Genomic DNA, 25,804 nt, shown 5'->3' on the forward strand with positions numbered 1-25,804 from the left:
TGCAATAAACAACAATAACCACTATATTTGTGTCAGACTTATAGTCGATTTGCGCTTATTTCTGTAACTCTTGCTCCACGATAATTTCGCGTCCCCTGCCATTAAGGCAGATTTTCATGACTCATTTTACTGATTTGCGGCAAGTGGCTTCCACCAGGAAACTGCTAATTAGACTGAGTTGGCCTGTATGGAAAACTCGGCGCTTAAGGCTTTACCGCTTTCAGAGCAGCAGGGCAACCTGAGCGTCTCAGTTCTCCGCCGGGCTTTACAGAGTGGTCCGGATACCAACTGTGTTTCTACGAAGAGTTCTCCTGAGTGGGAGCTGCCTTGCCGGATTTTGTGTATAGATATAACTACCAAAAAACCAAAATCATGAAAGAGGAACTCCTTCATTATGCCTGGCGTATGCGCCGCTTTAATGCTACTGCGCTTCAAACGACCGATGGAGAAGCAGTGGAAGTCCTGCACCCCGGCCAACTCAACACCCACGCCGGGCCAGATTTTCTGAACGCAAGGCTGCGGATCGGTGATACCGTTTGGGCGGGGAATGTAGAAATGCATCTACGCAGCTCAGACTGGCTACAGCACGGGCATCAGACGGACACTGCCTACGACAACGTAATCCTACATGTTGTCTACGAAGACGATGCGCCCATTCAACGAGGCAACGGTACTTCCATCCCCTGCCTGGAAATGAAGCAGCGTATCTCAAGAAGGTTGGCCGCACATTACCAACGTTTGATCCAAAGTGAGCAATGGGTGCCCTGCGCCAATACGCTTGGACAAGTTAGCGAACTCACCCTCAACCTATGGCTGGACCGCATGGCTGCAGAGCGGCTGGAAAGCCGGGCCAGTAAGATTATGGAACAATTGGAACGCAACAGGGAAGGCTGGGAAGAAACTTTCTACCAGTTTATGGCTCGCAGTATGGGCGGAAAAGTCAACGCCGAGCCTATGCAAATGCTGGCAGAACGTACACCTCTGCTCCTGCTTTACAAATACCGCCATAGCCTGTTCCAGGTAGAAGCACTGCTGTTTGGACAATCCGGCCTATTGGAAGACACTTTCGAAGACGAGTACCCCAGGCGGCTGCAACAGGAATACCGCTTTTTGAAACAAAAGCACGGGCTGACGCCTATGCCGCGCCAAACCTGGAAATACCTGCGGCTCCGGCCTGCCAACTTCCCCACCATCCGTATTGCACAGCTGGCTACTATGATTTATCAACAGGCAGGGTGGTTCAGCAAAGCCATGGCAGCCCATGACCTTACGGAGCTCAACAACTTCTTCACCATCAAGCTTTCTAACTACTGGTGGGACCACTATACCTTTGACAGAGCCTCTCAGCGCAAAGCCAAAGCCCTCGGTGAACAGACTGTCCGTTCGGTCATTATCAATACTGTGGCTCCCATGCTTTTCCTCTATGGTACCCGCAAAGGAGATGACCGCATAAGGGATAAAGGTCTGGATATCCTCGAAAAACTCCCCCCGGAGCAAAACAAAGTGATTAGGGAATGGAAACACCTTGGCGTAAAAGCCGGCTCCGCCTACCATACGCAGGCATTACTGCAACTAAAACAGCAATACTGCACCCCCAAGCGATGCCTGGAGTGCGCCATTGGCAATGCCCTGCTCAAGCCAACCTCTAAAGCCGAAGAGCCCTGGCTGAATGAGATGATTGGAGAGGACTGGGATAAGGATTGGTCTTTATTTGATCTGGAATACAATCAGGCTTTCTCCCATACTTTGCAGCCTTCTGTGCAGTTGGTGCAGATGTCAATTTGATCACGCCCCTGTAGCAGCTGCATCCGGAATTGCTGGTATGCCGTACCCTGCCACAGTTCGGCAAACGAACTGCGCTTGAGGTCGCCCAGTTGGTGCTGTGCGTCTTTGTCAAAGCAGCAGGGCACTACCAGCCCGTCCCAGGTAATGACACAGGCATGCCAGAGTTTCCAGCAGTGATTAAGCAGCTGATTTTTGACCCGGTAGGTGCCATCTTCCTGCCGGGCGTAGCGGGAGTAGCGCTCGTTGAGTGGAATAAGCGGGTTGCCTTGCTCGTAGTCATATACCTGTGCGGTCTTCAGGCGGACCTCATCAATACCTATTTCCTCCGCCAGGCGGTAAATTTCCGGTATCTGATGCTCGTTTGGCCGTACCACCAGGAACTGAAAAATGATATGCGGCTTTGAGGCCTTCATTTCACGTTTTGCAGCCACAACATTTCTTGCACCCTGAAGTACCGTCTCGAGATTGCCTGCCTTGCGGTAGTTTTCGTATACCTCCTGTGTAGTGCCATCCACAGAGATGATGAGCCGGTCTAACCCTGACGCCACCGTTTTCTGAGCATTCGCTTTGTTCAAAAAATGCCCGTTGGTGGAAGTGATGGTATAAATCCCCCGCTTTGAGGCATGCTCCACCATATTGAGAAACTCCGGATTGATATAAGGCTCTCCCTGAAAATAAAAAATCAGGTAGATCAGTCGGTCGCCCAGTTCAGTGATGATCTGCCGGAAGAAATCTTTCTTCAGGTTTCCGGTGGGCCGGGTGAAAGACCGGAGACCGCTTGGGCATTCCGGGCACCGCAAATTGCAGGCAGTAGTCGGCTCTACGGAAATAGTGATAGGTAATCCCCACTGTACAGGTCGCCGCAAAAGCCGGGTCACCCAATAGGAGGACCAGACCTTTATGGCATTCCAAACTCTATGTATGGTTAGTTTGCGCAAAAAATTAAGTGCATCAGCGGTGTGGATCATCATACAGTGCTGGGATTATTATTTACATCAGCGTACTATCCTGCCCAGCCTTCACGGTCGAGGCTCCTGAAATGTATAGCCTCGGCCAGGTGCTCTATTTCGATATTTTCACTCTCGTGCAAGTCGGCTGCCGTTCGGGCTACCTTTAGTATCCGGTCGTAAGCCCGGGCGGAGAGCTGTAGCTTTTCCATGGCCTTCTTGACCAGTATCCGGCCGGCCTGCCCGATTTCACAAAACTCCCGAACCTGTCTGCCCGACATTTGCGCATTGGCATTAACGCCCGGAGCATCCTTATAGCGTTCAGCCTGAATCTCTCTTGCTTTGATGACCCGCGCCATAATTTCACTACTCGATTCGGCTGGCATTTCCTTACTTGCCAACTCATCATAAGATACCGGCGTCACTTCCACATGCAAATCAATCCGGTCCAACAGCGGACCGGAGATTTTATTGAGGTACCGGTTGATCTGAGCCGGGCCGCAGACACATTCCTTGTCCGGATGATTGTAATACCCGCACGGACAGGGGTTCATGGAGGCGACTAACATGAAATTAGCCGGGTAGTCTACCGTCATCCGTGCCCGGGATATGGTCACCCGGCGTTCTTCCATGGGCTGCCGCAATACTTCCAGGACCGTCCGTTTGAACTCGGGCAGCTCATCCAGAAACAGTACGCCGTGATGCGCCAGAGATATCTCTCCAGGCATAGGGTTACTACCTCCCCCCACAAGCGCTACATCACTAATGGTGTGATGAGGCGACCGGAATGGGCGGTTGGCAATGAGAGCCGAATCAGGAGGCAACATACCTGCTACCGAATGTATCTTGGTCGTTTCAAGCGCCTCGTGCAAATTCAGAGGAGGCAAAATCGTCGGCATGCGGCGCGCCAGCATGGTCTTGCCTGCTCCGGGAGGCCCGATCAGGACTACATTATGCCCACCCGCAGCTGCAATTTCGAGGGCCCGCTTAATATTTTGCTGCCCCTTCACATCAGAAAAGTCAATATCGAAGATATTCTGCTGCTCGAAAAACTCATCACGGGTCAGCACCATTTTGGGGTCGATCTTGAGATCGCCGTTAATAAAATCGGCAGCTTCCTTCAGGCTGCTCACCCCATACACATCCAGCTCATTTACAATTGCTGCTTCACGGGCATTCTCTTTGGGCAGAATAAACCCTTTAAAGCCCTCCTTCCGGGCCTGAATAGCAATCGGCAGGGCGCCACGAATAGGCCTCAGGCTACCATCAAGTGACAACTCACCCATCATGATATACTGATCCAGAGCACTGCCGTCAATCTGCTCAGAGGCCGCCAACACTCCAATCGCAATAGGCAAATCATAAGCCGAGCCTTCCTTTCGGATATCGGCGGGGGCAAGGTTCACAACAGTTTTGATCCGTTTCATTTTGAACCCGATATTCTGCATAGCAGCCTCCATACGAGAAAAGCCTTCACGAACCGCATTGTCCGGAAGGCCTACCAGGTGATAGAAATTTTTGTCCGTTGCAACCTTTCCGCCAACGTTAACTTCTACGGTAATGGTTTGAGCATCCACGCCCTGTACGGCGCCTGCATAGGTTTTGATTAACATGGGTGTCTTTTCCTTTAGTGGTTATACAGAGAGATGCTCCCGAAACCTGTAAGCTCCGGGAGCATTTTCACACCCTAAGTTAAGGATTTTTTGGTTTAGTACCGGTTATTATTATCAAATTCCGGTCCTTTTGCCGGATCCATAAGCAAGAACCGTACTTTCTGGAAATCTGGCTTTGGACGATGCGCCCCCTTTTTCATGCCCTGTTTGCCTTTACGCTCCGGACGGTTAGCTTCACTCATGGTTTTCATATCCTTTTCCCACTGCTCCCGTTTGGGTTTGATCTCTTCCATCAGCATGCTGATTTCCTCATCGTACTTTTGTACCAATGCTGAGAGTTCGTCCCCATTGGGTCGGGAGGCAGCTTTGTGGCCGTCAGCCTTGTGCGGGCGGGAGCCCTGCCGTTCTGTACGAATCCTGGCAAGCGTTGCTTTATCCTCGTCACTGATTTTGAGCTCCAGCTTTTTGCGCTGCTCCAGCAAGACCGGCGCTACGTTTTGTTCATGGTACTCGCGCATCTTGTCACGCATAGCTTTAGCCTCCGCTTTTTTGGCCTCATGATGAGCTTCCAGTATTTGCGTTTGAGCAGGCGTCAGGATAGCATCCAGTTCGCTTTTGAGCGCTTGGTGCATCGATTGCTTCCGGGTACGCTCTGCGTTTCGGGCTTCTTTTTGAGCGTTACGTGTCTCTTTCTTTAATTCTTCAATCGCCTTTTCCTGTTCGGGCGTTAGCTGTAGCTCTTCCTTAAGTTCTTCAATAGCCTTAAAGGGGCTGCCATTGCCGCCACGGTGATGGCTTTGTGGCTGTGCCCATACCGCACCTGCGGTCAAAAACAGTGCTGCCAGCAAGAAGCCAGCGTTCAAAAATACCTTTTTCATAGCGATAATTTTTGATGTTTGATGATAAAGGCGCCACGGGGTTTAATCCCGCTGCCGCCTTTTTTTAGGATGGCCATCCCGCATCTCAAAACGTCGGGAAAACCGATTTAATTTTTCAACCTGCTCTTCAGTTAGCAAAGGTTTTATTTCTTCGTGCATTTGGTCAATCATCGCACGGCGGTCAACCCCGAAACGATGGTGTATGCTGTCAATGCGCACGCCGTAGCGTTGCACGATGGGGTCAAGCGTCTTTTGCTGCTCCGGAGTAGCCTGTATGCGCCGGTACAGGAAGTCTTCAAAACCACCTGATTTGCGCATCCGGGCCACATCGTGCATGCGGTCTACGACCATACTCCGGTGGGTGGCCCAGCCTCCTGCAAATCCGGCAGCAAGCAGTAAAAACCCAATCAGTAAAAGCTGTAGTCGGCTCATGATTATAGATTAATAGGCCTGAAGTAAAGTGACGGCATCTTCCGGTGCCAGTTCGCTCACACCTACCAGAGCATCGGGAGAGAAACTCCCTGCCGACCAGTAGACACTGCCCCCCGCCAGAAGTATGACCGCTATGCTTGCGGCAGCAGCCCAGTACAACCATCGGACCGGTACACGATCAGCAACGGTTTGCTTTACTTTTTGCATAACTGCATCTGTAAAGGCTTTACTTTCCGGCGCTGGCATAGAACGGAAAGCCTCGCGCAGCTTCCGGTATTGACCTGCCTGCTGACGCAGCTCGAAGGAAGTACGCAGTGCCTGTTCCAGATCAGCCCGGTCTCCATCGTCCAGTTCTTCATCGAAAGACCGGGCAAGTAAGCCCTGATAATATGCTTCGTCTTTCATAGCCATGGTTCTAAAATTAATCTTAATTTCTGCTGTGCCCTTGCCAAACGTGAGGCTATAGTGCCCTGTGGCAGCCCCAGAATATCAGCGGTCTCCTTTACGGAATACCCCTTCATCAGGCGCAAGGTGACTACCGCGCGAAACTCAGGGCCAAGCTGTTGCATCGCCTGCTGTAGTGCATCCTGTAAATCCTGACGCTCGGGCCGGGCTGCAGTATCTTCCACCTGCAGCTCCGGGCCATCTGACCGGGTAAATGTGAGCCAACGCCCTTTGCGCTTACGCCTTTTCAGCTCATTCAGGGAAAGGTTAATCGCAATACGGCTGAGATAAGTACTCAGCTTCGCATCTCCCCGGAAATCCGGCAGCGCCTGATGCAGGCGGATAAAAACCTCCTGTGCCACATCGTCCGCCTCCGGTACCGCTCCCAACATGCTGCGTGCCATTGCCCGTACCTGCCCCTCATGCTGCTCAACCAGCAAACGGAAGGCTTGGGTATCGCCTCTTTTGGCGCGTTCTATGCAGTCATTGGTTTCGGGCATGCAGCTTTTTTCGGTTGCTTTCATGGGTCAGACAACCTCAAGTCCTGTTTTTTTCCCTGCCGCTCCATTTTTTTATTGCCGAAGTAACTGACCTATGCTAACTGCCCCGCCCTGCCGGGCTCTCACCCAGTAAACACCCGTGGGTAAAGCAGACAAATCGAGCGTGACATGGCGGTCTTCTATAAGCTGACGAATGACAGGCTGACCGGCAGCATTTACAACCATGAGCTCACCTCCTGATTCGGGAAGGATGACCTCTGCCTGCCCGCGGGTTGGATTAGGGAAAAGCGCTAACCGGACGGGCTCAGGGTGGTCCGCTGAAGAGGAAAGCCCACTGACGGTATACCGGGAGAAGAAATGCCAGATCTCGGCACTACCATTGATATCCTGATTTGTCACACCAATAGCAAAAGGCGAACCCGGCCAGGTATGACCGCCACCATTAATGCGGTAATGCCAGACGTCGCCCCGATCCGCGCAGCCTGCAGATTCGATAAACGATACGGTAGAAGCATCTGTACTATTAGTATTGGGTAGCTCAGATATCGCAGCATCTCCGTCGCAGCTGTTGTTCGCGTTCCAGAACGCCAGGAGCTCCTCAATAGAAATCGCCAACAAGGGCTGTCCTTCATAGGGGACAGTAGCATCCTCTGTACCATGGATTTCCAGGACTGGCACCGGCCGGCCGGGCACACACTCGCTAACGTAGGCTGGTACCATACTTCCGGTCACTGAGGCAACAGCAGCTATACGGTCGTTAAGTTCACAGGCCAGGCGGTAGCTCATGAAGCCACCATTGGACATACCGCAGGCATATATCCGCTCCGGGTCGATTGAGTACTGACCTGCGAGGGTATCAATCAGGGCACTGATAAAGCCCACGTCATCAGCGGTGCTCCCAAATGTCCAACCCACATTCCAGGCATTGCTGATGCCATTGGGATAACAAACGTAAAAGCCAGCAGTATCTGCCACAGGGTTCATCTGAGCATAGGCTTCCTGCTGAAAAGCATTGGAACCAAAGCCGTGAAGATTGAAAACTAAAGGGCGCGCCCCATCAAAGGAAGAAGGCGGAACCCGCAACCGGAAGTCGCGTTCCTGACCATCAAATTCAAAACTTCCGGTAACAGTTTCCTGAGCCAGTAGCAGGCTGACTGGCAACAGCATACACAATAAAACGGGTATCCACTTTTGCATAAGATTGAAATATTTAGGTTTCCCATCAAGATAGGCCTTTTAGGATAAGCGGGTACTTTTTATAAGCATCTCTACCAATTCTTCAGGGTTTTCAGCACGCTCGGCCAGCCCCAGCGCTACAGAAGCTTTGCGAAACAATACCGCCGGCGACGCCCCCGCTTCCCGCCAAGCCTGCAGCGACCCCGCACCTTTGCTTTTGGAGAGTTTTTCCCCATCTGTCCCTTTCAGCAGCTCATGATGCCAGAAGACCGAGTGCTGAAAACGGGCTACACCAAGCAGTCCGGCCAGATACAACTGAGAAAGTGTAGATGCCCATAAATCAGCTCCACGCACGATAAAGTTGATCCGGAAGTGCTCATCATCAGCCAGAGAAGCGAGTTGGTAGGCTGGAAACCCATTCTTTTGGCGCACCACAAAGGCGTCAATTCCCTGCAAAGTGGCTGTTTGCTGCCCTTCGCGCCACTTATTGACCTCAACGGATTGCCCCGGCTCCGGAGGCAGGATGCGCCATGCTGTCTGGGGAGCATCAAAGCCTAGTTCCCGGGTAAGGCAGGTGCCGGGATAACTGCCATCCGGGCTAAGTGCCTGGATTTGCTTTCGGCTACAGGTACAGGCAAACACTTGCCCTTGTTGCCTTAGCTGCTGCAGAAAGTGCTGGTAATAGTCCAGCCTGGTATGCTGTGACCAGTGAGAAAAAAAGTGATCTACGCCGGTTGGGCCTTCATCATAGTCCAAACCTAACCATTCCAATGTCCTGAATATATCTTCGACGAAGGGCTTACGGGTACGCGCTTTGTCAAGGTCATCTATACGAAGTACGACATGCCCGTTTTTCGCACGGGCAACAGCCCAGGTCATAATAAAGGACAGCCCGTTGCCGGGATGCAGCAATCCGCTGGGCGTTGGGGCCAACCGGGTACGCAAAGGTGCAGAAGTCATGGTGCATGTATTTCCCGGAGTTTTTCCGCTGGGCAGTAAGAGAAATGGCCCGCACTGGTATATCCATCATCCTGACGGGCGCCCAAGGGGCCAACTCCACAAAAAAACTCCTACATCAGGGGAGACTGAATGTAGGAGCACTAACATACTATGAGAAAACTACACGGTCAAATTTAAGAAAAGCTAATAGGTGAACAGAGGGGCAATTAGAAAGCGGGAAGGCTGGAGGAGATTAAGGTGCAGCTGGGATAGAAAATGGCATAAAAAAACCTGCACCGGTGTTGGGTGCAGGAGGTTCAAACAAACATACTATGAGAAAACTGTTAGCAAGATAAGGTTTTGCATATGTCTTTGGAAGCACCTTTCCGGGTACGGTCCGTTTGGGCCAGTTAATGGCAGGGTTAAATTATCTAACGGGAGGAAGCAGCCTATAAAGAGGAGGCAGACTGGGACGATGGGCTGACCTTGATCTCAAGGATAGGAATCTTGATTTCTACCCGGGTACCTAAAGGCAGGCCGGTCTCGGAGTCTCTGAGGTCATGCGTATGCACGAAGACCTCCTCTTTCTGGGCGTTATTATTGTGTAGGATGCGAAGCCGGTTTTCGGTAATGCTTGTCCCCCGGGAGCGGTGGTTCTGATAGCGGGGGTCATTCATCTGAAGCTGTAGTGCTCTGTCCCGGCCAATACCATTGTCTTCCACCCGGCATAAGATGGTTTGCTCATCAAACAGAAAAAAGAATACTTTGATCAGCCCGTTCTCCCGGGTACGCAGTCCGTGCTCTATGGCATTTTCAACGTAAGGCTGAATGATCATTGTAGGCACACAGAGGATGTCTTCCTCTATTTCTTCATCAATAATGATTTCGTAGCTCAGCTTATGCTCAAAGCGGAGTTTTTCATTGATAACGAGGTACTGCTCCAGGAACTCAATTTCATCCTCCAGAGAAATCACTTCCAAATCTGAGTACTCCAGGCTTCGCCGCATGAGCTGGGCAAACTTGGCCAGGTATTTTGTGGCCGAGTCCACATCGTGAGAGGTGATGTAGTTTTGAATAGAGTTCAGGGCATTGTACATGAAGTGGGGGTTCATCTGGGCGCGCAGTGCCTTTAGCTGCAGGCGCGTGGCTTTCAGCTCAAGCAATTCAGTCTCCTGCCGCTTCTTTTCCGCCTCATATTTGGCTTCCACTTCGCGCTGTTTACGCTGGTCCACATCTTTATGATAGCGCTCTATATACTCATCGTGCTTGCACTGATACTGATAAGCCAGTTTATAGTCCGAATGCCGGGCGTGAAAGGCGGCCAGTTCCTTACAGATATTGGCGATTTGCTGGTAATCCTCTGTTTTTTCCGCAAAATGGAGTGCCATTTCCAGCTGCTTCAGGGATTGCTCCGCATCGTTCAGTTTTTGGAAGATTTCTCCCCGCCACAGGGCTACGTTGGAAAAGTTTTTGTTGTTTTTTTCCGGCTTTTGTGAATAGACCTCATGAGCAAGATCGAACAGCTCAAGTGCTTTTTGATACTGATCGCGTTCCATATAGCAGAAGCCAAGGTTGGCATAGGCATTGGCACGCGCATCTTCGCTGGCGTCATCCGCATTTTCCAATGCAAGCCGGAAGAAGCCTTCTGCGTTTTCCTGCTCCCCCTGCGCCATGTAGCTTTTACCGACACTCAGGTAGTGCCAGGACAAGCGGGTACGAATGCCCATCTGTTCGCACATTTCCACCACCTTCCGGCGTGCACGGATACTTTTTTCAGGCTCGTCGTTGCCTTCATAGATCTGTCCCAGCCCGGAATGGATGAGCGTGAGAAAGTAATAATCCTTCAAATCCAACGGCGACTGAAGCATGGTGATCATCTTATCAGCCTGCAGCAACATTTCGATGGCTTTAGAGTAGTTACCGTAGTGGAGCTGCAGGAACCCTTCCCGGCATATAAGTCGGGCTTTCAGGCGTTCACTCGGAAAGGTTTTCAGGATTTTCCCCGCTTTGGTCAGGTAATCGTGCGCCCGCTCCATGTCTGTCTTATTGATACACAGGCCGGCATAGTCAATATAGACTTCTGTCTGCTGGTTCACCGTTCCTCGTTCCTGCAACATAGCCATCGCAGTTTGATAATGGAACTCTGCCTCGTCGTAGTCGTACATCTGATTTTTGATCGTAGCTTCGTAGAGGTGGTAATTCAGCAGCAGATCGGGCGTTTCGATATCCCGGAGTATTTTGTAAAGCTCCCCGAGGAGTTCTTCGGCACGCTCGATATTGGAAAACACGTAATGGGCGATCAGCTTATCCAGCAGCACCAGCCGCTGCCTGGGGTCCGGTTGCAGGTTGAGCTTATTCTCCAGCTGCTGTACATTAACGACACGTTGTTCGGAGGCTTCGATAAACATAGTAAAGAAATGTAGGTTGCGATAACCTTATAAGGAGTGGTTATCAAAAGGGGTAAATTCCAATAGGGCACCTAAAATGCAGGCACACCAGTTTAGAGGTTCATCTTCGTAAGTTCGGAATGTTTCAGAACAATTTCAACAGAAGACAAATATAAAAAATGGCTATGCCTAAGTGAATAGGTATAGCCATCTCCAGAAGGGGGTAAATATTTTGAAAATTACTGAGGGACTATGCCGCCACAGCCTTTATTCCAATTTTTCTTTTTACCCTTTTTACCACCGACGATCTTTTTCATATCCTCTTTTTTGATCGACTTTAGCTCCTTCTTGATGTCATCGAGGTTCTTCTTTGATCTTCCCATAGTAAATTAGATTTTCTGCACGGGCTTTTAATAACATAAGCATTATCACTTGCCTGTGCGTCCGTAAAAGTAAAAAAACAATCCAATGCACCGAAGCATTGTGGCCGTAAGCTTGATATATTTATATCTTGCATAGACGGCTTTCCTATGTGATTGCTCTTCACACCAGACAAGACAGGTGCTTATGCGTTTGTAAATCGTTAAGTGTTTTGTGTAGATCTGTTATGGGAATCCTATTACAACGATACAAGGACCTCAACCGCTACAAAACGTAATGGTTGAATTTGAGTGGTGTCTGTTCTGTTGCTCAATAGTGAGCGGCAATGGCAGGACAGGCTTAGAGCCCCTCTTGCAACCTTTTCATTCTTTCCATGAAAGCTGGTCGGCGGCGGCGGGAAACTTCTATCTGAATATCATCATCCATGACGAGGTAGCCACCGTCTCCCTTGACGAACTTCCGCATAAAATTTAGGTTGATCACGTGGCGTTTGTGGACTCGATAGAAATTGAAGGGTGCCAACAAATCTTCGTAGGCCTTGATGGTCTTTGAAGCTGTTATGCGCTCTCCGCTTTTAAGATAAATATGAGTGTAGTTGTCTTCTGCTTCGAAACGGACGATATCTGCGATGTTCACAAAATAGATACCATCCAGAGCAGAGATGCTCATCTTAGTGAAAGCGTTCGGATTATTGTAGTAGCTGTTAAATAAGTCCAGCCTTTTTTCTACTTCTGAGTCTTGCCGCAAATGTATGCGGGAGACTGCCTCCTTAAGCGCATCCGGGTCAATAGGCTTAAGTATGTAGCCTATCGAACTGTATTCACAAGCCTTGACAGCATATTCTTCATACGCTGTTACAAATATTACTTCAAAGTCAATGGGACGAATTTGGTTCAGTAGCTGGAAAACCAGACCATCCGGCAAACTAATATCCAAAAATGCCACATCCGGAGACTCCTCCTCTAAAAGTGCGGCACCTTCGCTAATCGAACCTGCGTCTCCAATAACGTTCACCTGAGGACAATGCTCTTTGAGCAGATTTTTCAGGTTGTTCAGCCCTTTGGCTTCATCTTCAATTATTATGGCTTTGAACAAGGCTATTTTGTTTTAGCAGTTAAAATACTAACAGCCCCAAATGCACTTTCAAATATACGACTATTTTCGATTAATTGTTACACCAATTTAAAATTGTGGCGTATTAATCTTAAAAAAAGGGGGCCTGACACAACAAATAACTTTTACAAAGATAGATTATAGGTTTCGCAATATAAATTATAGCTGGCACTTATTTCCTGCTCGCTGTTAGGGATTTGCGCTGCGACTATCCGGATAATACCGGTAACAGAGTGCCATGGCCCTTTATTTTGGCCATGGCACTCCTGCCTGATTATACTCCAAAAACTAACTTTCAGCACCTGGTTGATGAGCAGATGCTCCTGTTCCATTTTCAAAATCACTCAATAAGCCCTAATTTAACGGCAAGCATTAACGCCACTATTACATGCCGCAGCCTGAATCTTCCACATTCCGGGACAAACTTCATGAGATCATCTTCGAAGCAGATACGCCCGAGGGGAAAGCTTTTGATGTCATCCTGCTGATCCTTATTGCCGCTAGCGTATTGACAGTAATGCTGGAGAGTATAGAGCCCCTCCAACGCCAGTATGCAACCTTATTCACTGTAGTGGAATGGGTTTTCACCGTCTTTTTCACCATAGAATACCTGCTGCGCCTCTACTGTGTGCTTCGGCCCATGAAGTACGCAACCAGCTTTTTCGGCATTATCGACTTATTGGCTATTTTGCCATCCTACCTGGCGCTGTTTCTGCCTACAGCCCAGTATTTCCTGATTATCCGGGCCTTCCGGCTCATCCGTATTTTCCGGATATTCAAAATGGCGCACTTCATCAACGAAGGAGATATTATCATACAGGCGCTGCGGGCAAGCCGGGCTAAAATAACAGTTTTCCTAACTTTCGTCTCCCTGCTCGTGATTATCATTGGCGCACTGATGTACCTCATTGAAGGAGGGAGCAACGAAGGTTTTTCCAGCATCCCCCGGGGTGTCTACTGGTCTGTAGTTACCCTTACTACCGTTGGCTACGGCGATATCACCCCCCGTACGGAACTGGGCCAATTGATCTCGGCCGTTGTCATGATCCTGGGCTATGCCATTATTGCGGTACCCACCGGCATCGTCTCCGCCGAGTTTGTCAAAGAGTACAAGAGCGGCAAGGCCAATACTCAGGCCTGCCGCTACTGTGGACAGGAAGGGCACGATCATGATGCCATACATTGCAAATACTGCGGTGAGCAACTGAACCCCTGAGTTTACCGGACAATCAATACCGGGATATGGAAATCGAAGTTCAGTAATTGTATGGCTGTGCTGCCCAGCAGCATGGCCGGAATATTGCTGCGCCCCTTGGACCCGATGATCACCAGGTCTTTACTCTTTTGAATAGCAAAATCGTATACCGCCTGAGCCGTAGTGCGGTCCTCACTGTACGTAAAAACACAGGAAGTGTCCTGCAGTGGCTCTGGCAGCCCCCGCCGAAAACGCTTATACTGGTCTTCTGCCTCCTCTTTCATAGACTTCCGGAACCCCTGAACCGGGATGAAGGGAAAATAGTGCATCGGAATGGTATATACATGCTGGCTCGTCAGTACGCCCTCTACCGAATCTTTAATCCGTTTGCCTGCCAGTAGAGCCCGCCTGGACACCTGAGAAAAATCAATCGGTACAAGGATACGCTCCATATGGTGCGGAGCCGTTTCCGGCACAGCCAGCAGGTCTGATTTCAAAGAAGCCTGCCTAAGGACTTTTTCGGCCACCTGCCCGGAGCCCTGATAGGATAGTTTTTTGCCGACTACGATCAGCTCCGCCCCCTGGGCATTAGCGGTTTTTACAATCTCCTGAGCAGTAGAGCTGCCTTCTGTGACCATAACTTCCCAATCCACATCTGGCATCTTGCCGCTATTCTGCTGCAGGAAGTGAGTATCAATGTTTTCTTCAATTTCTTCACCAATGAGCTCCGAAAGCGGACGCTCCAGCTCTTCCAGAAGAGATTCAGCTTCTTCAGGATAGTCAAAACGGATATTGTGCTGAAAACAGATTTGCTCAACGCCCGGAAGCGCTTCGCACAGAAACCGGGCGTAACGCAGCATAACCTGGTCCATATCCGTAAGGTCCAGACCTAATAATATTGATTTGTAGGCAACCATAGGCTAATCGACTTTATTTTTTTTCTGCCGCTTGGCAATGAGTTCAGATAAAACCTGCCGGTAGGATTCCCGTTCCTTCAGCTGCTTTTGCTGTTGCATATCTTCAAACTCCCTGGACAGCCCTTTGTACAAGCTGTAACACATTACAAATAGCAATAGCGTAAATGGCAGACCGGTAGAGATCGCAGCGGTCTGAAGGGCTTTCAAACCACCTCCTAAAAGCAGGGTGGCTGCCACTGCGCCCTCCGAAAGGGCCCAGAAAATACGCTGCCCCACTGGCGCGTCCAGTTTGCCACCGGAAGTGATGCTGTCAATCACCAGCGAACCGCTGTCTGAAGAAGTCACAAAAAAACTGGTCACCAGCAAGATACCAATAATAGAGGTGACAAAACTCCACGGATACTCTTCCAATAGTACAAACAAGGCTGTAGCTATATTTTCATTCACAGCCGTGGCTATATCTCCTATTCCATTCAACTCGAGAAAAAGGGCAGACCCCCCAAAAACAGACATCCACAAAAACGTCAGTAAAGATGGCACGAGCAGTACGCCCAGGAAGAACTCCCGCACCGTACGCCCCTTCGACACCCGGGCGATAAACATCCCCACAAATGGGGACCAGGAGATCCACCAGGCCCAGTAAAATACAGACCAGTCGTGCTGCCAGGTGGTACCGGCATAGGACTCCGTCCAGGCACCAATGGAAATCAGCTCCTGCAGATAAGCGCCGGTATTCTGAATAAAGGAATCCATCAGAAAAACGGTAGGCCCCAGGATAAGCATGGCAATCAGGAAAATCAGCCCCATGCGCATATTGAGTTCGCTGAGCACCCGTACGCCTTTGTCGAGCCCCAATACAACAGATACCGTAGCTGCACCCGTAATCGCAGCGATCAAAAAGACCTGCATGGAAACCGTATCCGGCGTGTCAAACAGGTGGGCCAGACCAGCCGAAACCTGTTGCACCCCAAACCCAAGGGAAGTAGCCAGCCCAAACAACGTGGCCACCACGGCTACTACGTCAATAATGTTCCCTATAGGCCCGTGAATACGGTCACCCAAAAGTGGATAAAATACCGAGCGTAGCGTCAGGGGCAGTTTCTTATTGAAGGTAAAAAAGGCAAGGGACATGCCCACTATTGCATAGATAGCCCACGCATGCAGCCCATAGTGCAGAAAGGTAAACTTCATGGCATCCTGTGCGGCAGTAGCAGGATTGGTGGCACCACGCGGAGGATTGGAATAGTGAAGAATAGGCTCTGCCACACTAAAAAAGAGCAGCCCGATCCCCATGCCCGCAGAGAAAAGCATCGCAAACCAGGCAAAGGTGCTGAAGTCAGGTTTGGCCTTGGGGCCGCCAAGCCGAATCTTCCCCATCTTGCTGAATGCGAAGTAGAGCGAAAATGCCAGGAATATATTAACAGCCAGCACCAGCAGCCACCCGGCATTAGTGGTGATCCCGGCAGTGGTTTTTGAAAAGATCTCTTCCACAGGCTCCCCTATCCCCAGCGTCAGCCCAATGAAAATCAGGATGATAATTGCCGAAGGGTAAAATACCGGGGCGTGGATGTCAAAATACTTCTTAGACATAAACCTGTTGGTTGCGATGATTAAAAACTTGCCCAAAACACAAGTGTGCCACCTCTCATAACGGAGGTGGCACACACGCATCTTTGTTCAATGCTTTGCAATGAGTATGCCTACTGCACCAGCCACATTGCAGCGTTTTGTGAGTTAGAGCCGCCTAGACGGTCTACTGCGGCGTTGTAGTTTGTTTCGTTCAAGCTGATCTCCTGACCAGGGTAGAGGAAACGCAATGGCAGTTCGTCATCATTGACATTGGCGCAGGGCGGGTTGAGGAACGGGATACCATCCCAGCTCATGCCACTTTCATGGTACCAGCGGCGCAGCTCAAAATAGGGCTGCAAGCCGTGGAAAAATAAAGCGACCCACTTCTGCTCCCAGATGTCTGTGACTTTTTCGTAGGCTGCACCAGAATTGTCGTAGAAGTCTTCAAAAGAAGACCACTGCGTAGAGGACAGGTCTACCTGATGGTACTCCATAGAAGCAGCAACACCATTGCGGTAGTGGCTTTCCACGTCGCCGGATATCCAGCCTTTGGCAGCTGCTTCTGCCAATAGGAATTCTACCTCGGCGTAAGTCATCAGGATGCCTTTTGCCAGGTCGATACCCAGCTCGGCAGCTGTTGTCTGAGCAGCATCTACATAGTACGCAGCGCCAAGGCGTGAGCCTGTCTTGCTGCAGTCTTCGGTATTGTTGCCGTTGTCCGCACCATTAAAAGCGCCTTCCGTGGTGTACATATCGTTGTCCGGACGTGCATAGCGGAACAGACGAGGGTCATCGTAATCTGTCAGGTGGGCTACGAGGGTGGAGCTAATTGCCACCGCATCAAAGTCCCCTGTTTTCAGCGGGATCAGCGGGAACTGATTCGGGAAAGCGTTGAGGTACGTCAGGGTAGCGTTGTCGTCGTTGCTTTCCATAATATTGCCACCATCCGCGATAGCTGCAAAATCAGCTGCTGCGTTATCCAGTTGGTTACTGGCCAGCATCAGGAGCTGTAAACGCAGGGAGTTGGCAAACTTCTGCCACTTGGAAGCGTCGCCATTAAAGATCAGGTCGCCGGCAATAGAGCCGCCGTTGGAAGAGGACAACAGATTGCTTGCGCGCTCCAGCTCACTCAGCAGGTCCGCGTAGATTTCAGGCTGCGGGTCATACACCGGTGTGAAATTATCCTGCAGCCCGCTAATGGCCTCGAAGTAAGGCACATCGCCATAAGCGTTCGTCAGTACGGAGAAAATCCAGCTGCGCAGGACGACTGCCGCACCTTCGAGGTGGGCATTCTCCGATTCAATCGCAATTTCTTCCACAGCATACACATCAGTCAGGCTGCCGTAGAGCCCTTCCCATACGGTTGGGAAAGCGTTCCAGTTATAAGCATCTACCTCATTCCGGAGGGTCTTGGCGCTCAGCTGCGCGATGTTATTGCCCAGGAGGAAAGACTCTTCAGTGGTGGTATTCACACTGTTTCGGATAGCCGAAGCCATGAGCACGTCGGGAGAAACCGTCGTCGGCTCGTTCGGGTTTTCGTTAAACTCATCAAATTGCTCGCAGGAAACCAGGAACAGCCCGGCCAGCACTAAGAGGAGTGATATAGATTTGAAAAATTTCATAAATGTCTTTTTTGTCTTGAAAAATAGGGAGGCAGGAAAGCCCTTCCTCCCCCGAATGCGTTTCAAGCTTTTTATTTAGAAGCCCAGATTAAGAGAGAAACCGAAGCTTCTTACAGATGGCAGCTGCGTACTTTCGAAGCCATTCACAAACAAGCCATTCCGGATGGAGTAGGTCTCCGGGTCGATAGATGGCACGTTGGTGAAGAGCAACAGGTTGCGCCCTACAAGTGAGATGCTGGCGTTGGCGATGCCTGCCGATTCCAGCACACCTGATGGGATGCGGTAAGAAAGGCTCACCTCACGGAGCTTCACATAGGTAGCATCGTAAGTTGCGGCTTCAATATTGTCACGGTTGAATCCGTTACCGTAGTAGTTGTAGAAATAACCGGTGTAGCCGGCTCCACCTGGCTCTACGGGTACGTCGTTAGGCACGTATTCCGGATTTTCATCCGTACCGATGTTCTTCACACCTGGCCCTATTACCCCCCCGGCTTGCTCAAGGGTGTAAACAGGGGCGCCATTGGCATCGTAGTCTACACTGTAGACCGTACGGCCCTCTGTTGTGAGCAGGTCAAGGTGTGGGTCATCCTCGTTGGTAATTGTACCACCGGTATTCATAAGCGCATGGGTACGGGAGTAGATGTTACCGCCTATCTGGCCGTCAAACAGGAAGCCAAAGCTGATGTTCCCAAAGTTCAAGGTATTGTAGATACCGATACGGGCATCCGGCTGGAAAGACCCGGCAGACACTTTCTCTTCTGTGAGCAGTGGCAGTCCGTCTTCGTGAATAATCTGGCCATCATACTGACCGCCTTCCACCCGCTGGAAACCAAGGCCATAAAGCTGGCCGAGCAATTCGCCTTCCTCAGCAACGTACTCCAGGTCTGCGCCACCTTCATCCCCGGGGAATACATCGGCGATAATGCTGTAACGCCCGCTGGTGATAATGTCCGGCAGGCTTTCCACGATAGCGCGGTTGTGGCCTACGTTCAGCATCACGTCCCAGCTGAAGTTGCGGCGCTGTACCGGTGTGGCACTCAGCATCAGCTCGATACCCTCGTTGCGGATTTCACCACCGTTGGTAAGGCTGAAGTCGTAACCACTTGTTGCCGCAACAGGCAGGGTGATCACCTGATCGAAGCTAAGCATGTTGTAGTATGTCGCGTCCAAACGCAGGCGATCATTCAGGAACCGAACATCCACACCTACTTCGATAGCCCGGGTACGTTCATTGGTCAGGTCCGGGTCGGCTACGGTGCGGTTGGTTGTGAAAACCGATGTGGCACCAAAGGCAGCCTGTGGCGTAAAGGTGTTACCGAACGAATAAGGCGGTGCACCATTACCGACTTCTGCGTATGCTCCTTTCAGCTTCAGGAAGGAGAGGGCAGAATTAGCACCAAGGTTGAGCTTTTCGCTCAGTACAGCACTCATCGAAACAGAAGGGTACAGGAAGTCGTAATCTGATCCATCAATACCCAGTTCAGGGTTCACCAAGGTACTGTTCCAATCCTGCCGAAGCGATGCATCGAGGTAAAGGAAATCGTCAAATGAAATGGTCGCGATACCAAACAAGCTGTTGATACCGGTAGTGGTCTTCTGAGACTCTACCAAAACACCGGAACGAGCATTGGCAAGGGTGTAAATACTTTCGCTCGTACCTGCAAACTTGAGCTCCGGGTTGTTGGCGACCAGGAAGTTGGCGTTTTGCCGCATGATGTTGCCACCAAGCTTTACATCAAGTGCGAAGCGGGAACCGTTGCTCCGGTCGGTATGATAACCGATCAGTGCCTCAGCATTCGTCTCTGTGAAGGAGATTTCATCCTCGCGATAGCTGCCATTCTCTCCCGGTGTGGCCTTGGTGGAAGGTGCCCGGCGGTAGGCCCGCTCATCATCTACTACATCTGCACCGTAGCGCAGGCGGATATCAAAGTTATCATTCAGTTCATAAGACAGCTGCAGGTTACCAATGACGCGGTTGCTGCTGAAGCTGTTGGTATTTTCATTGGCAACAAACCAGGGATTGTTTACCCAAAGGTCCTCCACATAGCGCTGCTGTACGCCTTCGAGGCCAGGCTCCCAGTAGTCGCGCAAGTCGTCAATAGCTACCTGCCGCGGGTACCAGAGCCAGCCGTACATCACGGAAGAAGACTCATCGTAGCCGGAGTTCGGCACATTATCAGAGCCGGAGCGCACGTACATGGCATTCAGGCGCACATTGAGGCGGTCGTCAAAGAGCTGACGGCCAATGCTCGTCTGAAATGTATTACGCTGCAGGTTGGTATTAGGTACGATCCCACGATTAGAGGTGTTCGTGTAGGAAAGTCGGAAATCGCCATCCTCTGATTTATTGTTGATCGCGATGTTATTGATGCTGGAAATGCCCGTACGGAAGAAGTTGCGGATATTGTCTTCAGCTGGCGTAAACGGAGCAGGTTGCCCATCGGAGTTGAACTGCTTGATCAGCTGCCCGTTCATGCGCGGGCCCCAGTTCTCACCGTATGCTTCGTAGTATTCCTTATCACCGATGTAGTTGGTACCGTCGATATAGCTGTACTTACCACCGCCACCAAAGCCAAATTCATTCTGGTAGTTAGGCAGTTTGAGGATGGTCTGCGCCATGGTTGTGGAGTTGATTTCCACACCCCAGCCCTGAGCATCTTTACCCGTCTTGGTCTCAATCAGGATCACACCGTTTGCGGCGCGTGAGCCGTAAAGTGCGGATGCGGCTGGCCCTTTCAGTACATTAATGGAAGCGATATCATCCGGGTTGACGATCTGTGCCGCATTACCAAAGTCGATGGTGGTAGAGCCGTTAAGGCCATCATCGAAGCTGTACAGATCGTTGGTAATTGGAATACCATTGACTACGAATAGTGGCTGGTTATTGCCCAACAGTGATGCTGCGCCCCGAATGTTAATATTGGAAGATGCGGTTGGGCCAGCGGAGCTACCTGTCACGTATACACCGGAGGCTTTACCCGCCAGAGCATTAGTGACGTTGGTCGGCTTGACTTTTGCGATTTGCTCAGCACCCAGCTTTTGGACCGAGTAGCCCAGGGCTTTCTCTTCCCGCTCGATGCCAAGGGCAGTTACCACTACTTCGTCCAGCTCAATTTGAGAGCTCAGCTCAACGTCGTAGGTATCTTTGCCATTTTCAATAGCAACCTCTTTAGTGCTAAAGCCAACATAGGAAAAGACGAGGACTTCCGCATCTTCAGCGATCGGCAGCTCATAGGCGCCGTTGAAATCCGTCACGGTACCTTTTATCGTCTTTTTCACGTAAACGTTGGCACCAATTAGAGGCTCCCCTTCATTATCAGTTACAGTACCGGTAATGGTTCTCCCACCCGCTTGTGCCAGCATGGTGCTACTGCATACGAACAGCAGGACCAGCCCAAGGAAGTGGCGAGTCATTTGTAAAGTACGATTCATAAAACTAATGTTTAATTAAGAATAAACATGGACCAAGCAGTGTGCTAAACACACTACTTTTATTTAACTTAGAAACTCGTATTGCTTATTTTGGGCACGAAAATCGAAAATAAATGACAAAAAAGCACATTATTACGTACTTAATATTCACATTTTCCTTTTTATCTGCTATAAATGGGCAAAAAACACCCTTTATTTAGATAGCTTGTCAATATTAAAGGTAGGCGTAAAAGAATCTCCACCTTTCCTGTTTAAAAAAAGTACAAACCACTTTGAGGGCATCAGCGCCTGGCTATGGGAGCAGGTGGCATCTGAACTCGGGCAGGCTTACGAATTACAGGAACTCACCCTTAGCGACATGCTGGATCAGTTGGAGGCCGGAAAGCTTGATATAGCCATTAATCCGCTGACCGTCACCAGCAGCCGCATAGAACGGATGGAATTCACGCAGCCGTTTTTCGTTTCTTCTTCCGCCGTGGCTACACACAGCAGCAGCGGCTTGCATAGCGCCCTGGCTTTTGTTAAAAAATTCTTCTCTGTGAATTTTATAAAGGCAATTTTTGTGCTGTTTATTGTCATTTTTATCTTTGGCTTTATTGCGTGGCTGTTTGAGCGCAAGGCCAACCCGGAGGAATTCCCCGATGGCTGGAAGGGCATGTGGGAAGGCATATGGTGGTCGGCCGTCACGATGACGACGGTAGGCTACGGCGACAAATCTCCACGCTCACTTGGCGGCAGGATTGTCGCGCTGGTGTGGATGTTTACGGCCATTATTATCATTTCCGGCCTTACGGCAAGTATCGCTTCTTCCCTAACGGTAAATCAGCTGAGTGGCGACATTGAAAGCTTACAGGAATTGCGGCAGCATGAGGTAGGTTCTGTGGCGGTTTCAGCCAGCCTTCGGTTCCTCGAAGACAACTATGTGCCTGCCCGGCCTTACAATAATGTACAGGCAGGCCTGGATGCACTCGAATCCGGAGAGATTGATGCTTTTGTATACGACGAGCCCATCCTGAAGTACGAAATCCTTAGCGGCAACCGCACAGAGCTACAGGTTCTCCCCTACCGCTTCAATACACAGTACTACAGCTACGGCCTGCCCAAAGGCAGTGCTTTGGCTGACCGGATTAACCCCATTATGCTCAGCGTACTGGAAAGCAGCCGATGGCAGGCGATCCTTTCAGAGTATGATTTGAAGGAAGAATAGTCCCGGACCGGACATTTCAGAGGAGCCGATATAAAGTGGTGCTAACTTTATCCTAAAGGACGCGTTATGAAAATAAAACCGTCCATGCGTTATTGCCTGCTATTTGTATTTGCCGCCTTGCTTAGCGGTTGTAAAGTCAGCGACTATGCTTCTGATTCCAAGCCCATTGACCACCGCATCTGGGACAGCCTTTTGCAAAAGCACGTGACCGCAGAGGGGTTAGTCGACTATCAGGGCTTCATTGCCGATAGCGCACGCCTGAACAACTATTTAGACCTGCTGCGGCAGCACCATCCCAACGACAAGCACTGGTCCCGGGACGAGCGCCTGGCATACTGGATCAATGCCTATAATGCCTTTACGGTAAAATTGGTGGCCGACCACTATCCTGTGGAAAGTATAAAGGACATCAAAAACGGCATACCCTTCGTGAATACCGTTTGGGATATCAAGTTTATTGAAATCGAGGGGCAGACTTATGACCTGAATAACATAGAGCACGGTATCATCCGCCCAAAATTTGAGGAGCCCCGTATCCATTTTGCAGTCAATTGTGCTGCGCGGTCCTGCCCCAAACTGCACAACCGGGCTTATACGCCTGAAACACTCGATGACCAACTCACACAGGCAGCCGAAGCCTTCCTTGCCGACGAGAGCAAGAATAAGGTGAGCCCAAATTCCGCGAAGCTATCCAAAATTTTCACCTGGTACGGTGGCGACTTCAAAGCGGGTGGAATGTCAATTATCGAGTACATCAATCGGTATGCGCCGGTAGAGATCAACGCGGACGCAGAAGTTTCCTACCTTGAGTACGACTGGAGCCTGAATGAACAATAGAAACCTTACTGTTCCAAACGGGTAAGGCCTGCTTTGGCCTTTTGATGAAGGCCAACGCGGTATTCTTCGGGCTTGAGGCCCAGGCAGCGCTCGTAGGCTGCCCTTGCCTGGGTGCGCTTTCCTTGCTCTTCGTAGATAATGCCCATTTGCAGGGCGGCATTGCAAGCGTAAAACCAGGGAGAGTCAGCTCCTTTGTCCAAAGTCAGCTGATAGTGTTGTAAGGCTTCCTCATATCGCTCCATGCCATGCAGCAACCGGCCCAGACGGTAGAAATATTCCAACTCATGGGCACCTTTAAAGCTATCTGTAGCTTGTTTGGCCAGCAATTGGTAGCCTTTTTGGAAATATCCTCCGTCGAAGAGAAGGCGGGCGCGCAGTAAGTCGAGATTCGGTACGATGCCGGATTCCGCCTCCTGCTGGGCATTTTTGTCGCCCCCGGCTACCGAATAGCCATGGGCAATGCAATTAAGCATATGCCTTTTATAGCCTGCTTCGTTGCCATTGATCAGAGATTGCCAGCCGAGTTTCTGGTAGGTTTCCTTAATGAAGTTCCGCCCGTTGTAGGCGCTCAGGTAGGCTTTGAAGTACGGGGCAGCATCCCGGTCCAGCCGGCGAAGCTTGGACAGCCCGAGCATATAGTCCAGGTAAGGGAAACTGAAGTAAGCGCCGCTCTTCGGGTACAGCTGCAACAGCTCTATGGCCTGATCATTACGACCGGTCCGCATAGCCACATGCGCCATCACAAAGCATTCTAAAGGGCTTCGCCGTGGCGAAAGGCCCGCTTTGTTGACGGCCTGCCATGCGGTATCCCCCTTATTTTCGAGGTGCAGTAACAGCAGCGCGTAGAGTACCTTGGTTTCCTTTTCAAAAACGAAGTCGTGGGCCTCCGCGTACTTCAGCACCGTTTCCACTTCGCGCCGCCCTTCTTCGATAGTACCTTCCAGCCCGCCCAGCAGTTTGACGCCCCATTTGTAACTATCCGGAATAGTACCCACCATGGCATGAAGGATGCCCAGGTCCTTCTTATTGGGCATAAAGTCGGGGTACAGGGCTTCATTCTCTTTCAGGAGCTTATAAGCTTTGCTCACTTCTGTAAAAGCGCCAAGGTAGTCTTCGAACCGTAAGCGCACCAGGGCCCACTGCAACCGGATATCAGCTTGTACGAAACGGTAGTAAGGCGAGTTGGGATTGCCCTTCTCCACAATCGTGGCGAGCCGGCGATCGCGCTTCACTTTTAGCTGCTTGTACTCCTCTTCGTTTTCATTGATGTACAACTTGAAGAAGTCGATATAATTCTCAATGTGGTGTACTATGAGATTATCCGGTTCCTGCAGGCGTACTTTGGCCAGCAAGGCATAGGCTTCTCCAAACCGGAGGTCAGTAGCTTTTTCATAGGCGGTTTTAGCATCCGCAGTGAAATGGAAATACTTGCCCGCTGCGCAGCTCAGGGAGGTGGCCAGGAAAAGCAAAACGAATATGGAGAACCGGAGGGCGTGCATATCATTTGGTTTGGCACAAAGATAACAGACATTAAGGACATCAGCAGCGCAGCGCATAAACGGAAGAAGCCCCGATAGCACAAAACAGGCTTATCGGGGCTTCTTCAACAATGAAAGACCTCAGGGCTATGCCACTTCTGTCTCCCCGGTTACTTCAGCAGCAATGGTGTCATCCACCAAAACACGGCTGCAGTGCTCGCAGGCGATAATTTTTTTCTGCATCGCAATCTCCAGCTGCAACTGTGGCGGGATCATATTGAAACAGCCACCACAGGCATTCCGCTCAACGGTCACCACGGCCAGGCCATTGCGGTAGTTGGTGCGGGTGCGGTCGTAAGCACGCAGGAGGCGGTCTTCGATCTTCTTACGCCACTTTTCAGCTTCCTTGCGCAGCTTCTGCTCTTCCTTTTCTGTCTTCTTGATGATTTCCTCGAGTTCTACCTTCTTGGTCGCGAGGTCCTTGGACTTGCGGTCGAGGCGTTCCTGATTAGCTTCCAGGGTTTCGGCCTTGCGCTCCTTGTCTTTTTCCACGCCGCGGATTTTCTTTTCAGAAAGCTGGATTTCCAGGTTCTGCATTTCCAGCTCCTTCATCAGAGCGTCGTATTCGCGGTTATTCTTTACATTATCCAGCTGTGTATTGTACCGCTCAATCAATGCTTCCGCCTCCTTGATGTTGGCGCGGTGCTTTGAAATTTCTGAGTCAAACTCAGCGATGTTGTCCGTCAGGCGGTTGATACGGGTTTCCAAGCCGGCAATTTCATCTTCCAGGTCGCTCACCTCTATCGGCAGCTCCCCCTTCAGGATTTCAATCTCATCAATCTTGGAATCAATGGTTTGGAGTTCGAATAAATTTTTCAGCTTCTCCGCAACAGTGGGTTCTCCTGCCATTATTTTATATCGATTTAGTAGTGATCAGATGAAGTAGTACTGC

General features: G+C 50.4%; 21 protein-coding genes. 4 read left to right on the forward strand and 17 right to left on the reverse strand.

The window, feature by feature from the left end:
• The first annotated feature begins 372 nt into the window (after window positions 1-372).
• Window positions 373-1,785 (forward strand): DUF2851 family protein, encoded by a 1,413-nt coding sequence (locus IX84_RS04450; RefSeq protein WP_063978248.1) that lies wholly within the window; start codon window positions 373-375, stop codon window positions 1,783-1,785.
• On the opposite strand, the gene IX84_RS04455 is transcribed toward IX84_RS04450, so the two are convergent.
• The 11 genes from IX84_RS04455 to IX84_RS04500 all read right to left on the reverse strand — a co-directional run bounded on the left by IX84_RS04455 (window position 1,728) and on the right by IX84_RS04500 (window position 12,577).
• Complete coding sequence (locus IX84_RS04455) at window positions 1,728-2,756, reverse strand: SPASM domain-containing protein (RefSeq protein ID WP_044216877.1); 1,029 nt, start codon at window positions 2,754-2,756, stop codon at window positions 1,728-1,730. The two genes, IX84_RS04450 and IX84_RS04455, sit on opposite strands and share 58 nt — an antisense overlap.
• Window positions 2,757-2,788: 32 nt before the next feature.
• Window positions 2,789-4,345, reverse strand: coding sequence for a YifB family Mg chelatase-like AAA ATPase (locus IX84_RS04460; RefSeq protein WP_044216879.1), 1,557 nt, complete (start codon window positions 4,343-4,345; stop codon window positions 2,789-2,791).
• 95 nt (window positions 4,346-4,440) lie between these two features.
• Entirely contained in the window at window positions 4,441-5,223 is a 783-nt protein-coding gene (locus IX84_RS04465; protein ID WP_044216881.1) for a Spy/CpxP family protein refolding chaperone, read from the reverse strand.
• Window positions 5,224-5,265: 42 nt separating this feature from the next.
• Window positions 5,266-5,655: a hypothetical protein gene (locus IX84_RS04470; protein ID WP_044216882.1), complete on the reverse strand. Its 390-nt coding sequence runs from the start codon at window positions 5,653-5,655 to the stop codon at window positions 5,266-5,268.
• 9 nt (window positions 5,656-5,664) lie between these two features.
• Window positions 5,665-6,060 carry an anti-sigma factor family protein gene (locus IX84_RS04475; protein ID WP_044216884.1) on the reverse strand — a complete coding sequence of 132 codons (396 nt, stop codon included), beginning with the start codon at window positions 6,058-6,060 and terminating at the stop codon, window positions 5,665-5,667.
• Window positions 6,057-6,599 carry an RNA polymerase sigma factor gene (locus IX84_RS04480; RefSeq protein WP_044217286.1) on the reverse strand — a complete coding sequence of 181 codons (543 nt, stop codon included), beginning with the start codon at window positions 6,597-6,599 and terminating at the stop codon, window positions 6,057-6,059. The genes IX84_RS04475 and IX84_RS04480 overlap by 4 nt, the downstream gene beginning before the upstream one ends.
• Window positions 6,600-6,671: 72 nt before the next feature.
• Window positions 6,672-7,796 (reverse strand): extracellular catalytic domain type 1 short-chain-length polyhydroxyalkanoate depolymerase, encoded by a 1,125-nt coding sequence (locus tag IX84_RS04485; protein ID WP_081968609.1) that lies wholly within the window; start codon window positions 7,794-7,796, stop codon window positions 6,672-6,674.
• A 39-nt stretch (window positions 7,797-7,835) separates the two neighbouring features.
• Window positions 7,836-8,735 (reverse strand): glutamate--tRNA ligase family protein, encoded by a 900-nt coding sequence (locus IX84_RS04490; RefSeq protein WP_044216886.1) that lies wholly within the window; start codon window positions 8,733-8,735, stop codon window positions 7,836-7,838.
• 428 nt (window positions 8,736-9,163) lie between these two features.
• Window positions 9,164-11,122 (reverse strand): histidine kinase, encoded by a 1,959-nt coding sequence (locus IX84_RS04495; protein WP_044216888.1) that lies wholly within the window; start codon window positions 11,120-11,122, stop codon window positions 9,164-9,166.
• Between the two features lie 218 nt (window positions 11,123-11,340).
• Entirely contained in the window at window positions 11,341-11,484 is a 144-nt protein-coding gene (locus IX84_RS33275) for a hypothetical protein (RefSeq protein WP_160213662.1), read from the reverse strand.
• Window positions 11,485-11,821: 337 nt separating this feature from the next.
• Entirely contained in the window at window positions 11,822-12,577 is a 756-nt protein-coding gene (locus IX84_RS04500; protein WP_044216890.1) for a LytR/AlgR family response regulator transcription factor, read from the reverse strand.
• 406 nt (window positions 12,578-12,983) lie between these two features.
• Here IX84_RS04500 and IX84_RS04510 point away from each other — a divergent pair, with 406 nt between their 5' ends.
• The gene (locus IX84_RS04510) at window positions 12,984-13,811 is read left to right on the forward strand and encodes an ion transporter (protein WP_044216894.1); all 828 of its coding nucleotides are present in this window, start codon (window positions 12,984-12,986) and stop codon (window positions 13,809-13,811) included.
• A 2-nt stretch (window positions 13,812-13,813) separates the two neighbouring features.
• Here IX84_RS04510 and IX84_RS04515 read toward each other — a convergent pair whose 3' ends face one another.
• From IX84_RS04515 to IX84_RS04530, 4 genes are all read right to left on the reverse strand, one after another.
• Window positions 13,814-14,707, reverse strand: a complete 894-nt coding sequence (locus tag IX84_RS04515; protein WP_044216895.1) for a universal stress protein — start codon at window positions 14,705-14,707, stop codon at window positions 13,814-13,816.
• A 3-nt stretch (window positions 14,708-14,710) separates the two neighbouring features.
• Window positions 14,711-16,297, reverse strand: coding sequence for a BCCT family transporter (locus IX84_RS04520; protein ID WP_044216896.1), 1,587 nt, complete (start codon window positions 16,295-16,297; stop codon window positions 14,711-14,713).
• A 110-nt stretch (window positions 16,298-16,407) separates the two neighbouring features.
• Window positions 16,408-17,898, reverse strand: coding sequence for a SusD/RagB family nutrient-binding outer membrane lipoprotein (locus tag IX84_RS04525; RefSeq protein ID WP_044216897.1), 1,491 nt, complete (start codon window positions 17,896-17,898; stop codon window positions 16,408-16,410).
• Window positions 17,899-17,973: 75 nt separating this feature from the next.
• The gene (locus IX84_RS04530; RefSeq protein WP_202965204.1) at window positions 17,974-21,330 is read right to left on the reverse strand and encodes a SusC/RagA family TonB-linked outer membrane protein; all 3,357 of its coding nucleotides are present in this window, start codon (window positions 21,328-21,330) and stop codon (window positions 17,974-17,976) included.
• Window positions 21,331-21,535: 205 nt separating this feature from the next.
• Between IX84_RS04530 and IX84_RS04535 the strand changes: the two genes are divergently transcribed.
• Both IX84_RS04535 and IX84_RS04540 read left to right on the forward strand, forming a co-directional pair.
• Window positions 21,536-22,537: a transporter substrate-binding domain-containing protein gene (locus tag IX84_RS04535; protein ID WP_052515761.1), complete on the forward strand. Its 1,002-nt coding sequence runs from the start codon at window positions 21,536-21,538 to the stop codon at window positions 22,535-22,537.
• Window positions 22,538-22,603: 66 nt separating this feature from the next.
• Window positions 22,604-23,374, forward strand: coding sequence for a DUF547 domain-containing protein (locus IX84_RS04540; RefSeq protein WP_044216899.1), 771 nt, complete (start codon window positions 22,604-22,606; stop codon window positions 23,372-23,374).
• A gap of 5 nt (window positions 23,375-23,379) precedes the next feature.
• Here IX84_RS04540 and IX84_RS04545 read toward each other — a convergent pair whose 3' ends face one another.
• Window positions 23,380-24,873, reverse strand: a complete 1,494-nt coding sequence (locus IX84_RS04545; protein WP_044216900.1) for a tetratricopeptide repeat protein — start codon at window positions 24,871-24,873, stop codon at window positions 23,380-23,382.
• 126 nt (window positions 24,874-24,999) lie between these two features.
• Window positions 25,000-25,761 carry a zinc ribbon domain-containing protein gene (locus IX84_RS04550; RefSeq protein ID WP_044216901.1) on the reverse strand — a complete coding sequence of 254 codons (762 nt, stop codon included), beginning with the start codon at window positions 25,759-25,761 and terminating at the stop codon, window positions 25,000-25,002.
• Between the last annotated feature and the right edge of the window lie 43 nt (window positions 25,762-25,804).

The sequence above is a fragment of the Phaeodactylibacter xiamenensis genome (assembly GCF_000759025.1).
In the GTDB taxonomy this organism is placed as follows: Bacteria; Bacteroidota; Bacteroidia; order Chitinophagales; family Saprospiraceae; genus Phaeodactylibacter; species Phaeodactylibacter xiamenensis.